The organism is Brucella gallinifaecis (genome assembly GCF_006476605.1).
Classification (GTDB): domain Bacteria; phylum Pseudomonadota; class Alphaproteobacteria; order Rhizobiales; family Rhizobiaceae; genus Brucella; species Brucella gallinifaecis.
In genome coordinates this window covers 1-15191 of the sequence record NZ_ML636812.1, presented here as the reverse complement: position 1 = coordinate 15191, position 15191 = coordinate 1, and the positions used below count along the sequence as shown (strand labels likewise).

The window sequence follows — 15191 nt, the reverse complement described above, 5'->3', positions numbered from 1 at the left end:
TTTTATTTTCTTCAGGCTGCGGCGGGCAATGGTGGTTGCTGTGCGCCTGTCATAATCGCTACAGCATCTGACATGGATATATCTGTCGATTTCACGACACAGGCGCGTTTGCCTAGTCGATGAATATGGATACGGTCAGCGACTTCGAAGACATGGGGCATATTATGACTGATAAGCACGATTGGCATGCCACGCTCACGGACGCGTAAGATGAGATCAAGAACTTTTTGCGATTCCTTGACACCCAACGCCGCAGTTGGTTCGTCCATGATCACGACTTTTGAGCCAAAAGCAGCGGCACGTGCCACAGCAATGCCTTGCCGTTGCCCGCCAGAAAGTGTTTCAACCGTCTGGTCAATTTTCTGGATCGTCATCAAGCCAAGCTCGCTGAGCTTCTGACGAGCAATATCTTCCATCTGGGTTGTATCGAGTGTGCGTAATAGCATGCCAGATAAACCGCGTTTGCGAATTTCACGGCCTAGAAACATGTTGTTGGCGATTGACAAGGCTGGTGAAAGTGCCAGATTCTGGTAGACGGTTTCTATCCCGGCTTCGCGTGCTTCCATAGGGGAACGGAATGAAACTTTTTTCCCATCGAGCAGGATGTCACCTTGATCGGGTGTAATAGCACCCGAAAGTGCCTTGATCAGCGAGGATTTTCCGGCTCCATTATCGCCAATAACAGCAAGAATTTCACCAGGCATGAGATCAAATTCAGCTGCGTCGATAGCGGTGACGTTGCCATATTTTTTGACCAGACCACGAGCTTGAAGAACTGGTTGAACATTATTCATGCAGAAACCCTCCGAATCCACTGGTCAAGTGCGACAGCAACGATGATAAGGAAACCGACAGTAAAGTCTTGCCACAACACGTCTACACCAGCGAGCGAAAGGCCATTGCGGGAAGCGGCAACGATCAGGGCGCCGAACAAGGTGCCAAGAATGGATCCACGACCACCAAACAGGCTAGTGCCTCCGATGACAACCGCAGTGATGGAGTCAAGATTAGCGAGCTGTCCAGCCTGCGGGCTGACAGAGCCGATGCGGCCTATCAGCGCCCATGCACCGAGTGCGCAAATGATGCCTGCAACAACATAGACCTGCAAGAGAACCTTGTTTGTACGGATACCTGCAAGCCGGGCTGCTTCCACGTCATCACCAACTGCATAGACATGACGGCCCCAAGCGGTCCTATTGAGAATATGCCAAAAGACGACGGCAAGAATGATGAGGAAAATAACACCATAGGTAAAGCGTGCGCCACCAATCGTGAAACTTGTGCTTAGCCATTGAAGGAAAGGTGCTGCCGCGGCCACATCTTGCGAACGAATGGTCGCACTTGATGAATACCAGAGGTTCAGCGCGAAGAACATGTTCCATGTGCCCAGCGTCACAATAAAAGGCGGTAGACGCACATATGTAACAAGGAAGCCATTTATGAATCCACAGACGGCACCGGTAGCGATGCCTATCGCGAAAGCAACAGCAGGCGGCAAACCGACGATAACAGCAAGCTTGCCCATTATAACGGATGCGAGCACCATGATAGCACCAACCGAAAGGTCGACGCCTGCAGTCAGAATGATCAGTGTTTGAGCAATCGCCAGAATGCCGATGATCGTAACCTGCTGCATGATGAGCGACAGGTTCATCGGATGGTAGAATCGGCTTCCCACAATCATGGAAAATAGAACGATTGCGAGCAGAAGAACAATTGCGGGAACGGCAGTTGGATTTTTGTGAAGAAAGTGCTGCACACGACGCAGTACGCTGGGAGCGGGCTCTTCAAATGACGCTATGCCGTCTTGGGGTTGAGTGGTTTCTGTTTGACTCATCTTGCATCGCCTCCTACCGACGTCTTGCGAGACCGGGATAGCACACTTCGCCACAACGTGTTGCGAAGGTGTATATCGGGGAATATGAGAGGCATGATTAATTTCCATCACGCACTCACTTAAAGCAGTGATCTGTGAAAGATGTGCTTACTTCTTCCACAGATCAGATAATTAACCCCAGCAGAGCTTGAGTGCTTCTTCCGATGTGATGGAATCCAGGCCTTCGACAGGCTTATCTGTGACAAGCTGTGTTCCGGTATCAAGAAAGTTTAAGCCAGGTGTGTTTTCCGGGAGTTTTCCGGTTTTGCCGTAATCAACGATAGCCTGAACGCCGAGTTCAGCCATACGCAATGGAAACTGCATTGACGTTGCGCCGATAACACCTGCACGAACATTTTCTACACCTGGACAACCACCATCGATAGAAGTGATCGTGATGCCTTTTTCCGCGCCAACAGCCTTGATTGCTTCATATGCACCAGCAGCAACTGGTTCTGCGATGGTGTAAACAACATTCAAGGTCGGATCGCGCTGAAGCAGGTTTTCCATGCCTGTGCGTCCACCCTCTTCATTGCCATCAGTCGCTTCATGGCCAACGATACGTTTATCGTCTTCATCGCCAATGATGTTCGGATCTTTAATATCAATACCGAAGCCTTGCATGAAGCCCTGATCGCGCAGGAGATCGACGGTAAAACCAAGCTTGCTGACATCGAGGAAGGCAATACGCGCATTTGCAGCTTCATCGCCGAGTGTTTTGTTTGCCCACTCACCAATCAGTTGGCCGGCTTTAAAGTTATCAGTTGCAAAAGTCGCATCGGCAGCATCGATAGGATCAAGCGGAGTATCGAGCGCGATAACGATAAGGCCAGCATCACGGGCTTTTTTGACTGCCGATATAATTCCTTTTGAATCGTTTGGAGTAATAAGAATGCCTTTGGCGCCTGCAGAGATGAGATTTTCGATAGCCTCAACCTGACTTTCATTATCGCCATCAATGCGACCAGCAAAGGAACGAAGCTCGACGCCTAATTCGGCAGCCTTTGCTTCTGCGCCTTCCTTCATCTTGACGAAAAATGGATTGATATTGGTTTTTGTGATCAAGCCAACTATATCTTTGGCAGCAGCAGGTGTTGCCATCAGGGCGCAGGCAGCTGCACTGGCGAGAGCTATTTTTTTCAATCTATTCATATCTTCCTCCCAAAAAACGATCCCGGTCCATCTCCTAATAAACCGGTTTCTCCCGACCGCAGAAGTATTTTAACTAATTGCGATCAAATAACGTCATATCAATGAGAGAAATTTTGTCAATTGATAAAATTTCATTGACATAAGCTTATAAAAGCATGAAAAACATCAAATAAGATCAAAAATGATCACACTGTGATGATATTAGCCCGCCTTGGAGGAGGTTTTAATATGAAGATAGGTTGTCAAACATTCACCTGGGAGATGCTGGGTGATGGTTGGGCGGGTAGCACGGACGATGTCGTCAGGGCGATTGGTGCTGCAGGTTATGCCGGGATTGAAATCACCAATAACATGATAGGTGGTTATGATCGAAATGCCGAGGATTTTAAAAATCTTCTTTCCGAGACAGGCTTGGCTTTCGTGGCTTATGCATTCTCGACGCAGAGTGGATTTACTGTTGAAGAAAAAGCGGATGAAGAGCTTACCGCAATCTCTTCTGCAATGGACTTCATCGCGTCTTTTCCAGGTGCAATTCTGTCTCTTGGATGCCCGACCGATCATCAGGGTATAGGAGATGCAAAAGCCATTGAAACTGCGGGGCGTATTTTCAATCGAGCTGGAGAGCTTGGTAAGGCGCGCGGTATTCCTGTGGCGTTCCACCCCAGCAGTCATCAAGGTTCTGTTGTTGTGACGCGCCCGCAATATGAAGCAATTATGGCTGCGACGGACCCAACACTCGTAAAATGGGTGCCAGATACAGGCCATATTATTCGGGGTGCGCAAGATATCCCAGAAACGTTATCGCTTTTCCACGAACGGATTGCTTATGTTCACCTCAAAGATGCATCTTCTGATGGTGTATGGCGTATGATGGGGGCGGGGGACTGCGATATTCCAGGAGTTATCGCGCATCTTCATAATGAACTCGGTTTCGATGGCTGGCTCATTGGGGAAGAAGAATCGGATGACGCAGGTCGAGACCCCGCTACGGCTGTCAAACTCAATCAGGACTATCTCGCTCGAATTGTTGCGTGAATGAATTTGATCATGGTTCTGGCTGTGCCATCCTCATAGTGTCAGCGGTAGGGTTATGGATTTGAACGAACTTAAAAAGGCGGTCCTTGAGGCGAACCTCGCAACGGTTCGGGAAGGACTGGTTCTTTCAACTTTTGGCAATGTCAGCGGTATTGACCGGGAAAGTGGTCGCATCGTTATAAAGCCAAGTGGTGTTGAATATGACAAGCTGTCGCTTGCTGATCTGGTTGTGACAGATCTTGATGGTAACGTCATTGAAGGCAAACTAAAGCCTTCGTCTGACCTCCTTACACATCTTGTTCTTTATAAAACAGTTCCTGCCATTGGTGCAGTTGTACATACGCATTCAACATATGCGACAATTTTTGCACAGAGCCAGCGCTCTATCCCGGCTTTCGGAACAACGCACGCGGACTATTTTCACGGCACGATTCCCGTAACACGCCTCCTCACTGATGAAGAAATTCGTGACCGCTATGTGGAAGCGACTGGGCATGTGGTTGTGGAAGCACTGGGGAACTATGATCCGATGTCTATACCAGCGGCCCTTGTTGCCGGGCACGGACCGTTTGTCTGGGGAAACGAACCTGCGGATGCTGTGCACAATGCACTAATTCTGGAAGAAGTTGCCCGTCTGGCATGGCATACAATTTCGCTTAATCCCGATGCTCAGCCGATTTCACAAAGTCTGCTGGACCGGCATTATTTGCGCAAGCATGGTGACAACGCCAGCTACGGACAATAAGGCTTCTGAACGACGTTGGGAGGACATTTTATGAGTGTTGTTGTCGGTGTCGATTTCGGCACGTTGAGCGTGCGCGCAACAATTATGGATTCCGTAAAGGGTATCTTGTCGAATGCATCGAGCAGTTACCCACTAAAGCGATCGACCACAGATCCAGATTTTGCAACGCAATCACACGACGACCATATGAATGCGCTCGTAAACGCTGTTCGTGAAGCAATCTCCCGTGCTGATATCGATGGTGAAAGTGTCGAAGCATTAGCTTGTGAAACGACTGGTTCCAGCGTCGTCATGGTCGATAAGACACTGACCCCTCTTGATGATTATTATCTCTGGTGTGACCATCGTGCTCACAAAGAAGCAGCAGAAATCACAGCCGCCGCACATCGCGATGGCATCGAGGCTATCGAATGGTGCGGCGGTGTTTACTCGCATGAGTGGGGTTATGCGAAAGTACTCCATTTTTTGCGTCATAACCCGGACAAACGTGATCGCTTTGCCAGTGCTCTTGAACATTGTGATATGTTAACAGCAACCCTTTGCGGTGTATCAGACATTAGCAAGGTCACACGCAGTATTTGTGCGATGGGGCATAAATGGATGTGGGGAGAGGCTTGGGGCGGGCTGCCACCACAAGACTTTCTTACGCGCATAGATCCACTCTTTAATGGCATTAATGACAAGCTCGCCGGGGAATATAAAACATCTGACTGCATAGCGGGCTATTTATCGCCATATTGGGCAGAACGGCTGGGTTTGCGTGCTGGTATTCCTGTCCCCGTTGGAGCTTTAGATGCTCACTGGGATGCGATAGGTGTTGGATGCAAGATGGGCGACGTTGTCAATGTGGTCGGCACGTCGACGTGCATTATAGCGCTTGGTCCGGAAGATTGTGGGGTCGTTCCTGGCCTGTGCGGCCTTGTTCCGGGTAGTGTTCACCCCAATCATATGGGAATCGAAGCTGGACTTTCAGCTACAGGAGATCTGTTCGAAGCAATTGCTCGTCGTGCTGAAAGTGACGTAGCTACGCTCTCGGCCGGTCTTGAAAATTATGCACCGGGTGAAACTGGCTTGATCAGGCTGACATGGGACAATGGTGACCGCACTGTGCTCGTTCGATCGGATCTCGGCGGCGTAACACTGGGATGGGACATCAATCATACTGCGGCCGATGAATTACATGCCGCAATTGAAGGAACAGCTTTCCACACGCGCATCATTTTCGAACGTATACGCAGTGGTGGTATCCCTATCAAACGTGTCATTAATGGCGGAGGCATTCCGCAAAAGAATGAAGTTCTGAACCAGATCTATGCTGATGTACTTGGTTGCCCGGTTCTGGTCCCGGATGATGCTTCAACAGGTCTGGGATCGGGTATCTTTGCCTGTTTAGCGTCTGGAGCATTTGCGACTTTGGAAGAGGCTCAGGATGCTCTATGCTTGCCTATGCGCGTTATACAACCCCGGCCTGAGGCAATGGTAATCTATGAGAGATTGTTTCAAATTTACCGGGATCTCTATTTTGGCTTTGGCGAAGGAAGGCCGGTGGATCTAGCAAGCGTTCTTCCAGCATTGAAAAAAATGCGCCGTAAAGCCTGAGCAGTATTGCACTAGTCACAATGGGTTTCTCATCGTTATAAAATGCTGATAGTGTCGAAAAAATTGATAGGAAATTCAGTGTGAACGAACTTGAGCGTCAGGAAGCTATTCTTCGAATTCTTGCGACATCGCAGTTTGCAAGCGTCAATGATATTGTGGATTTGCTGGATGTTTCACCAGCCACAGTTCGCCGTGATATTGCAAAGCTCAACGAGCAGGGTTTGATACGCAAAGTTCATGGTGGAATTACAACCGCTGATAATCTCAGCTCAGCATCTTCACGCTCAAAGCCCTATATTGAAAATCAGGTCATCAATGTTTCCCAGAAAGAAGCAATTGCAACCGCCGCTGCGGAGTATTGCAACGACGGTGATACAATTTTTATACATGGTGGTACGACCTGTTCTCTTTTCTCGCGGAAGCTTGCACTTAAAAATCTTAAGGTCATTACAAACTCGGTAGCCGTTGCAGATACGATATGGAACAGTTCGACATGTAATCTACATGTATTGGGTGGTGACTTACATCGTGAGCCTGCAATTTTTTATTCTCCACAACTCTGGGCCGAAGAGTTTTATGTATCGCGCTATTTTCTAGGTACACTTGGAATAGACGATGAAGGTTTGCTGGAGAATAATCCGCTTCTTGTCCGAGTTATCGATATGGTAGTTGGACGCGCAAGTGAAGTTGTTGTTCTTGCTGATAGCTCCAAGTTCTTTGCAAGACCGCGGCTTCGTGCCTTGACCTTTAATCGCATAAGCACCCTTATTACTGACGATGGAATTTCTGATGCAAATGCAAAAATGATTGAAGATGCAGGAGTGGAGCTGATTGTATGCTCTACGTAGATTTTGCGTAATGATTTTTAAGATGTTGTGGCGTGAACAGAGCATGGTGTGTGTATTTACGGACGAGACTGGCTGCAATTTCCCATATGCGAATGCTTTGAGACAATAATGGAAAATTATTCGAGCAGCACGCCAATATGATGGAACTGAAAAGCAATTAGATATTTGGCGATCAATAGCTTTGCATAGTTCACTCTATACACAGATGTCACAAGATCGAGAACATGTTCTGAAGACACAAAGATTGGAGATGTATCCACATATGATATGACCACTACGCTTACTCCTTTTTCAAACATATGCATCGCAGCAGCTGTAATACTATGGCTTTGATTGAATGTTTTATGAACCCAGTCAGGCATACGTCTAGTTGACCACAACATTAAAAAAATAGATTAAAGGGGAGAGTTGATAGCCAGCAATAATTTGACATAGCGTTGTCGTTAAAGGCCTTTGAATGAGCGAATACTTTTTATCGATTGAAGAAGAACGAGAGCGTGCGCGAGTGGCTTGGCTCTATTTCATTGGTGGCCAAACCCAGCAGGAAATCGCGCAACGGCTCAATATTACGCGGTTGAAGGTCAATAAGATCATTGGTCAGGTTCGCGAGTTCGGACAGATACAAGTGAGTGTGAGCCTGCCTCTCGTGGATTGTATCGAGTTAGCCGAGAAAGTCGCTACTCGTTATGGTCTGGAAGATGTTGTCGTCGTTCCCGACCTCATCGATTATATCGATCAAAAACGTGTGATTGGCGAAGCTGCAGGCATTATGGCAAGCGAATTGATCGCTGGTCGCGACATGGGGGTTGGAATTGCATCAGGCCGCACGTTGAGTTTTGCGGTCAGAAGTCTACGCTCACATCCAAAGCCGGAGAGCTGGGTGGTAAGTCTCACCGGTGGTGTGACGAGTGGTTCCTCAACCAATACATTTGAAGTGGCGACCGATTTTGCTCGCGCTTTGGGGGTGGAGTGTCATTATCTCACTGCACCGATTTATTGCGCCAATCGTGAAAGCCGCGATGCAATTCTTTTAAGTGATGAACTGACAGATGTTTTAGCGCGCACCGAGATTGCCGATATTGGTATTGTATCTTGCGGAGCACTCACATCGGAAACTTCACTGACGCATATTCGCGTGGTGAAGGACAATCTTGATGCTGTACTGAAACTTGGGGCGGTCGGTGAGTTTCTGGGGTATTTTCTTGATTCTCAGGGGCGTCCGATTGATCATTTCCTCAATAACTCTATCATTGCTCTACCACCGGACAAGCTCAAACTCAAACCCGCATCGGTTCTGGTTTCAGGTGGGATAAATAAAATTCCGATTATTCGGGCCATTTTGCGCGGTGGTTATGTCAATCGTCTTGTCACTAATGAAGGTGTAGCTCGCGCTTTATTACAGGGGCCGCGTTAAAATCCGGCCCTTATGCTCTTTGGATCGTTGTGATTTGATGGCTGCTTCTCCGACTGCGTTTATTTAGCAGAAGGGGTGCGTCGAGCATCTTTGGGAAGGATGTAACCATGGAAGAGATCGCAACAGATGGTTTGGATCTGGCGAAGAATATAATACAGATTCACGGAGTAGACAGTGACGGACGCGTTGTGTTGCGCTAGAAATTACGGCGCCAAACAGCCTGCTTGCACGGTCGCGATAGAGGTGTGTTCCAGCAGTTGTCTTTGGGGTCGCACGATTTGTGCTCCAGGTCATATCACGCAGCTCGATTGGTCCCGACAGCTTGTGTGAAGTGCCAGAGGAATGATGCGAAAGCCATCGCTTTTGAACATCGGCTATTTGTACCTGTGGGCTGTGGCCAACAGGTACAAATGTTTCATTTGGAATAATGAAAAGACCGGCGAGGGGAAATTAGCTATTTCACCGGTCCCTTTATTCAGTCAGCTGAATCTTATGGCCACTGCATCTCACCTTTGATGACTTTGGCGCTAATTTCTAACCCGGATTCTCCCGCGAGATCTGGATAAAGCTTTTTCATTGCGGCAATGAGATCTGCAGCATTTTTTGCCTTCGCTGCTTCCGCTTCAAATACATTGAGATAATCTCGAGTGAACTCTACTGCAGCAAGAGTGAATGGTTCGCTACCGTCAGCATTGAGTAAATAATGCCCTGGCACGACTTTTTCCGGCTGAAGTGCTGTAATAGCGTCAAGTATCTTTTTCCAGTTCTCTCGGGATCCGGGTGTCTGTGTATCAGCAACCCAAACGTGTTCATTCGCCAGAACAGAAATGCCGCCGATAACTGCCTTGTTTGAAGGGATCCAGAGGAAGGTGTGATCGGGGGTGGCCCCATCCAACCCTATGATCTTAATTTCCTGACCATCCACTAAAAGCGTATCGCCTTTCAGCACTTCAGGAACGACGACATCTTTCGGAGCGTTTTCCTTCAGTTCTGGTCCCCAATGAGCAAGCTTAGTATCCTTGCTCGCTTCAATTGCGGCAACTGTCTGTGGCGTCGCAATAATATGCACATCGGGAAATGCTGCGTGGATGGTCTCGAGGCCGAAATAATAATCCGGGTCGCTATGACTGATATAAACGGTTTTCAGTGTCTTGCCGGTTGCTTTGATCTGATCAACGAGCGCTTGCGCATCAGTTTTCGAGAACTGAGCATCAACAAGCAGGACTTCAGTCGGCCCTGTCACGATCTCCGAGGAAACGGCAAAAATGCCTTTCTTGCCAGGGTTATAAACTGCAATGTCAAGCGTATCAGCGTTGGCCGCATAAATAAATGAAGAGCCGATGATAGTCGATACGAAAGCTGCAGTTGAAAGGAGAGATTTCAGGGTCATGAGGATTTCCTTGATATGGAGACTGAGTGGTTCAGGAGAACCGATTTAATTTTGAGAAGCCGTTGAAGAATGAACCGTCGGGGGCAGCAATAATGGAATTGCCCTTGCCCTTGCCGCAGTCTTACACATGGACGATTATGGTTTTGTCAGCCTATTGCTTATAGGCTAAAAACGCCGTCACGGATTTGTTTATAGGCACGCTTCACAGCTTCCACGAACCCATTGTGGGTTCGGCCAACTTGATGAAAACCATTTTAATATTGGGATTGAATTTGATTTGGAGGACATTGCTGCCGCCAAAATCAGTTTTATAACTGTGCCCAACGGCGGGAAAGATCGGTTTTGTCATCAGGTCTTATCATTTGTATTCAATGCCCCCTGCAGCAACTTTTGCAGCAGGGGGCTAAAAGTCGTCAGGACTTGAGAGCTTCGGCGACAGAAACCGAAAGAGGAGTTGTTGGGCGGCCAATCAAACTGGAGAGCTGTTTGCTATCGTCAAATAAAGCACCCTTTGCAGCATCGGCATCCCATCCAGCGATGGCGTCTGCGAAACCGTCTGGGAGGCCAAAGCCTTTAAGAGCGGCTGCATATTCAGTTTCTGGCAGATTTTTATAAGGAATATTCTTGCCGGTTTGTTTGGAAATTTCAGCAGCCAAATCCGAGAGCGTCCAGGCCGTATCACCAGCCAGCTCATAAGTTTTTCCATCGTGGCTTTCACCAGTGAGAGCTACAACGGCAGCTTCTGCGAAATCTGCGCGTGGCGCAGCAGAGATTTTTCCCTCGCCTGCGCTGCCAATAAATGCACCGCCAGCCAATGCGCCTCCGATAGAGCCGGTATAGTTCTCAGTATACCAGCCATTACGCAGGATTGTATAGGAAAGGCCAGATGCCTTCAGATCGGCTTCTGTCAGACGGTGTTCTTCTGCAAGACTAAGCGGCGAGTTGTCTGCATGCAGCAGGCTGGTATACACAATCCGCTTCACCCCTGCCTTTTTAGCAGCGTCAATGACGTTTTTATGCTGTTGCGCACGCTGACCAATTTCGTTCGACGAAATCAGAAGCACGGTTTCAACATTTGCCAAGGCAGCGACCAGTGTTTCAGGCTTAACATAGTCTGCCGGGCGAGCTGAAACACCGAGGTCCGCAGCTTTTTCCGGCGAACGCACCAATGCAACAATATCCGAGGCTGGCACCTTTGCTTTCAGTTTTTCGATGACAATGCGGCCGAGTTGGCCGGTTGCTCCTGTTACGGCGATAGTCATTGAATAATCCCTTGTTTTGTTGTTCCTCAATCCTGTATATAGGCAATAGTTACTTTTAAGAAGTACGCACATAAAGGTAAGTTAGGTGAATATTTCAATTCATATTGCGGATGAAGCTGAACAAAACAATTTGAGCCTTTCGGATAAGCTTGAACACGGAAACCTCATGGCTGCCGACTGCCCATCGCGCGAGGTTCTGAAACATCTGACAAGCCGTTGGGGGGTGCTTGTGCTGATCGCGTTACAGTCTGGAACGCAGCGCTTCAGCGATCTTCGTCGTAAGATTGGGGGCGTAAGCGAACGTATGCTTGCCCAGACACTGCAATGGCTGGAAAATGATGGTATGGTCGATCGCAAGGCATTCAAGGTTGTGCCGCCGCATGTTGAATACAGCCTGACCCCAATGGGTTTTGAGGCCGCAGCTAAAGTCCGGGATCTTGCCGACTGGATCGAAGTTACTTTTCCAAAAATCGAACAACACCATCAAAAGATGCGTGTATCGAATGAGAGTTAAGTCAGCATTCTTGATATGGGTAACTCTGTTCGCTTTTCCACAACTGCCCAGTTCAATATTGAGGCTGATTTGAGATTTTTTGCCGCGAGTTGGGAGCGCTGGATTATATCTCAAAAGAATGAATTGCCGGCAAAACATCTGCAAAACAGCGTGAAGAAAAGCCGTTCATAAAGCGGGATTTGCGGATTTTATCACCATATACAACTTAAAGTGAACGCATTTTATGACAATGGCGAAAATCAGCCTTTGAGTTTTCGACTGGATAGTCATATATGCCATCAAGTCAAAACAAGAGCTTATTTAACCGTGCTTTAATGGTTTGCAGGAGTTGATGGTGGCAATTTCCAGAAGAAGATTTATCAAGAATACTGGCTTGGCTTTCGGTGGTGCGCTTGTGGGCGCAACGGGCGGCGCTATGTTTGCTTCAAGTCCTGGTTGGAGAGCCCCTTCTGATGTGCCGCTTGCCGAACCTGTCGAGACGTCACATGAATTACCGGCCAGCGCTGACGTTGTGGTTATTGGTGGCGGTATTGCCGGTATTTCAACTGCGTTATTTCTCAATGAACGCGGGCTAAATACAGTTGTTCTTGAAAAAGGTGTCGTCGCGGGCGAGCAGTCAAGCCGTGCATTTGGTTGGATTTACTCTAATGGCTGGGATCTTGGAAAGCTTGAGCTTACGAACCGGTCCAAGGCTATCTGGCAAGGGTTTGCCGCTCATTTTGGAGAGGATATAGGCTTTCGTCAATCTGGAAACTTCTCACTGCTTAGTAACGAAGAAGAGGTTGAAGCAAGCCGTAGCTGGCTATCAAGCGCACTTGAAGTGCAGCCGCAAATGGATTTGCGCATTGTCACAGGCAATGAGCTTGATGCGCTCATTCCAGGGGCTTCCGGCAAATTCATCGCGGCGCTCTATCAGGCAAGTGATGGCACGGCGGAACCAACATGGTCAGTATCCCGCATAGCACGCGGAGCGATGCGCGAAGGTGTGAAAATTATTGCGCCAGTCGCCGCTCGGACTATTGAGCGTGAGGCAGGCCGTGTTGCAGGCGTTCACACCGAACTTGGTTTTATAAAAGCAAAAGCAGTTGTTATTGCCGGTGGTGCATGGTCATCATTATTCGCTCGGAATGCAGGATATACTTTACCACAACTAGCGATTAATTCTTCAATGCAACGGGTGAGCAGGATTGACGATGCACTGCCCGGTGCAGGTTATGGGCCAGATTTTGCCTGGAGACAGATGGCAAATGGTGAAACAGCAATTGGTGTATCGACGAATAACTCACCGATAACCGAAGACAATTTCCGGTTCCTTTTCGATTTTCTGCCTGCTTTGAGACATGCAGACGGATTGATCAAAGTTCGTAGTTCAAGCGATTTCTTTGCGTCTTTACATGTAAAATCTAAGTGGACAGCCGATGAAATCTCACCGTTTGAAGATGTCAGAATGCTTTCAGCAAATGTTGATACTCAAGAGGCCGACCGTGCACTTGCAAGTCTTCGTCGCGCTTATCCGCAATATGATAACGCTATAATACGCCAAAGATGGGCAGGGATGATTGATGCAACGCCTGATTCAACACAATATATCGGAGAAGTTCCTGACGTCCCGGGACTGTTTGTTATTACAGGTTTTTCAGGCAATGGTCTGACTACAGCACCTGCGTCGGGCGAAATGATTGCGCAGATGATTGCCGGGCAAGAAACAACTGCCGATTCATCGATTTATCGTCTCAATCGCTTTACCGATGGATCTGAATATGTGTTCAGGCACTGAAACTTTATGATGGAATAAAGAGGAAGCAAAATGGCCCGCCCAAGAGAAATCGATCGCGATCGCGTTCTGGATGCAGCTGAATCCGTTATGGTTGAAAGCGAAGGGCGCGGGTTTACGCTTGACGCTGTTGCAGAGCGCGCCGGGGTTAGCAAGGGTGGACTGGTCTATGCCTTTCCCAGCAAGGATGAATTGATAGGTGCAGCACTGGCACGTGAGTTGCAGCGTTTTATCGCCGCATGGGACGCTAAGGCAGAGCCAAATAACCGGTCTTCAGAAGCCATGCTGGCTGCGTATATCGCAGAGGTACAAAGCCAGGAAGAAACTCATCTGAGAACTGCGTCGCTGCTGATGACTGCGCTATCAAACTCTCCCGCAGTGTCTGATCCTGCGCGAAAATTCTATCGCACTGTCTTTGCAAATTTTGATGAAGAAACCGAGCGTGGATGCGATATCAGGCAAGCTATCCTTGCAATTGAAGGCCTGTTCTTCTTACAGGGACTGGGTCTGGTCGATCCAGACCATGTTCAATGGCTATCAGTGGTGAACCACGCAGCAGCAACTCTGCGCAAATTCCACATTTAAAAAGATCTGCCAGAACATTAATCAACCTAGGGTCAGGGCCCATTAATTTGACGGGAATGGTGTGAGGCCATCCGTTCGGATACGAGAAGAAAAGGCGAAGGAAATGTGGTTCATTTTCAAGACTTTACGACGAAGTAGGCCGGGCGGATGGACCACATCCTTCGGACATCGAAATGACTTGGCGAACTGCTGCGTCGAGCCGCTCAACCGGGGGAATTCCCGGTCCTCACGTCTCTCCTTGCAAATCTGGTCATTTCAGATGCCATTTTCATCAAATTAATGGGTCCTGACCCTAGGGTTCTGACCCCAATACGCTGATGAGATAGTGACCCTAGTCCGCTCAATGTCAGCATTGTGAGGTATTATGACGACTGTCACGCGCTCAGATCAAGCTACTTTGGGCGTAGCTTGCGCTCTTGGTTTATTGGCTGTGATCGGCCCAGCATCAATTGATATGTATTTGCCATCGCTTCCAGCCATGGCAGTGGAGCTAGGCGCCGATTATACGACAATGCAATTGACATTGACTGTCTTTCTGCTCGCAATGGGCGGTGGACAGCTTATTTTTGGCCCAATTATCGATGCCTTAGGGCGCCGCATTCCATTGCTCTCTGCGATTGTTGCCTTCGTGCTGACCTCGGTTTGGGCGGCATTCGCCATATCGACCGAAAGCCTTATTGCGGCGCGGTTTTTTCAAGGGCTTTCTGCATCCTTGGCTATCGTAACCGCCATGAGCAGCGTTCGCGATGTTGCGGAAGGCGTGCGTGCAACACAAATATTCGCGCTTCTTATGACCATCCAAGGTCTTGGGCCTGTGATCGCGCCGGCATTGGGCGGTCTGATTGGTGAAGCATTCGGCTGGCGAGTGGTTTTTATGGCGCTGTCAGCACTGGGTGGTCTGGTCTTTATAACAAGCCTGTTAGAGGTGGTTCGGGAAATCTGGACAGCGGAGATAAGTGGAATTTCTGCCTGACTTCGGCTTAGATGCCGAGAACAG

At 48.5% G+C, this 15191-nt stretch carries 14 protein-coding genes; 9 read left to right on the top strand and 5 right to left on the bottom strand.

Going from position 1 to position 15191, the window contains the following annotated elements; translation table 11 throughout:
• Positions 1-11 precede the first annotated feature (11 nt).
• From FHY56_RS15060 to FHY56_RS15050, 3 genes are all read right to left on the bottom strand, one after another.
• Entirely contained in the window at positions 12-794 is a 783-nt protein-coding gene (locus FHY56_RS15060; RefSeq protein ID WP_140905977.1) for an ATP-binding cassette domain-containing protein, read from the bottom strand.
• A complete protein-coding gene (locus tag FHY56_RS15055; protein WP_140905976.1) occupies positions 791-1837 on the bottom strand; it encodes an ABC transporter permease in 1047 nt (348 codons plus the stop codon). Before FHY56_RS15055 ends, FHY56_RS15060 begins: the two co-directional genes overlap by 4 nt.
• 171 nt (positions 1838-2008) lie before the next feature.
• Positions 2009-3028: a sugar ABC transporter substrate-binding protein gene (locus FHY56_RS15050; protein WP_140905975.1), complete on the bottom strand. Its 1020-nt coding sequence runs from the start codon at positions 3026-3028 to the stop codon at positions 2009-2011.
• A gap of 228 nt (positions 3029-3256) precedes the next feature.
• Between FHY56_RS15050 and FHY56_RS15045 the strand changes: the two genes are divergently transcribed.
• The 5 genes from FHY56_RS15045 (at position 3257) to FHY56_RS15025 (ending at position 8669) form a co-directional block, all read left to right on the top strand.
• Positions 3257-4063: a sugar phosphate isomerase/epimerase family protein gene (locus tag FHY56_RS15045; RefSeq protein WP_140905974.1), complete on the top strand. Its 807-nt coding sequence runs from the start codon at positions 3257-3259 to the stop codon at positions 4061-4063.
• Positions 4064-4118: 55 nt separating this feature from the next.
• Positions 4119-4808 (top strand): L-ribulose-5-phosphate 4-epimerase AraD, encoded by a 690-nt coding sequence (gene araD / locus FHY56_RS15040; RefSeq protein ID WP_140905973.1) that lies wholly within the window; start codon positions 4119-4121, stop codon positions 4806-4808.
• Positions 4809-4838: 30 nt separating this feature from the next.
• Positions 4839-6407 (top strand): ribulokinase, encoded by a 1569-nt coding sequence (locus FHY56_RS15035; RefSeq protein ID WP_140905972.1) that lies wholly within the window; start codon positions 4839-4841, stop codon positions 6405-6407.
• A gap of 80 nt (positions 6408-6487) precedes the next feature.
• Complete coding sequence (locus tag FHY56_RS15030; protein WP_140905971.1) at positions 6488-7255, top strand: DeoR/GlpR family DNA-binding transcription regulator; 768 nt, start codon at positions 6488-6490, stop codon at positions 7253-7255.
• Between the two features lie 457 nt (positions 7256-7712).
• The gene (locus tag FHY56_RS15025) at positions 7713-8669 is read left to right on the top strand and encodes a sugar-binding transcriptional regulator (RefSeq protein ID WP_140905970.1); all 957 of its coding nucleotides are present in this window, start codon (positions 7713-7715) and stop codon (positions 8667-8669) included.
• A 490-nt stretch (positions 8670-9159) separates the two neighbouring features.
• On the opposite strand, the gene FHY56_RS15020 is transcribed toward FHY56_RS15025, so the two are convergent.
• A complete protein-coding gene (locus tag FHY56_RS15020) occupies positions 9160-10059 on the bottom strand; it encodes an MBL fold metallo-hydrolase (protein ID WP_140905969.1) in 900 nt (299 codons plus the stop codon).
• Between the two features lie 413 nt (positions 10060-10472).
• Positions 10473-11321, bottom strand: a complete 849-nt coding sequence (locus FHY56_RS15015) for an SDR family oxidoreductase (RefSeq protein ID WP_140905968.1) — start codon at positions 11319-11321, stop codon at positions 10473-10475.
• Positions 11322-11487: 166 nt separating this feature from the next.
• On the opposite strand from FHY56_RS15015, the gene FHY56_RS15010 reads away from it, so the two are divergent.
• The 4 genes from FHY56_RS15010 (at position 11488) to FHY56_RS14995 (ending at position 15167) form a co-directional block, all read left to right on the top strand.
• Positions 11488-11835: a winged helix-turn-helix transcriptional regulator gene (locus FHY56_RS15010; RefSeq protein WP_140906037.1), complete on the top strand. Its 348-nt coding sequence runs from the start codon at positions 11488-11490 to the stop codon at positions 11833-11835.
• Positions 11836-12166: 331 nt separating this feature from the next.
• Positions 12167-13612 (top strand): NAD(P)/FAD-dependent oxidoreductase, encoded by a 1446-nt coding sequence (locus tag FHY56_RS15005; protein WP_140905967.1) that lies wholly within the window; start codon positions 12167-12169, stop codon positions 13610-13612.
• Positions 13613-13642: 30 nt separating this feature from the next.
• Positions 13643-14194 carry a TetR/AcrR family transcriptional regulator gene (locus FHY56_RS15000; RefSeq protein WP_140905966.1) on the top strand — a complete coding sequence of 184 codons (552 nt, stop codon included), beginning with the start codon at positions 13643-13645 and terminating at the stop codon, positions 14192-14194.
• A gap of 364 nt (positions 14195-14558) precedes the next feature.
• Positions 14559-15167: an MFS transporter gene (locus FHY56_RS14995; RefSeq protein ID WP_140905965.1), complete on the top strand. Its 609-nt coding sequence runs from the start codon at positions 14559-14561 to the stop codon at positions 15165-15167.
• The last annotated feature ends 24 nt before the right edge of the window (positions 15168-15191 follow it).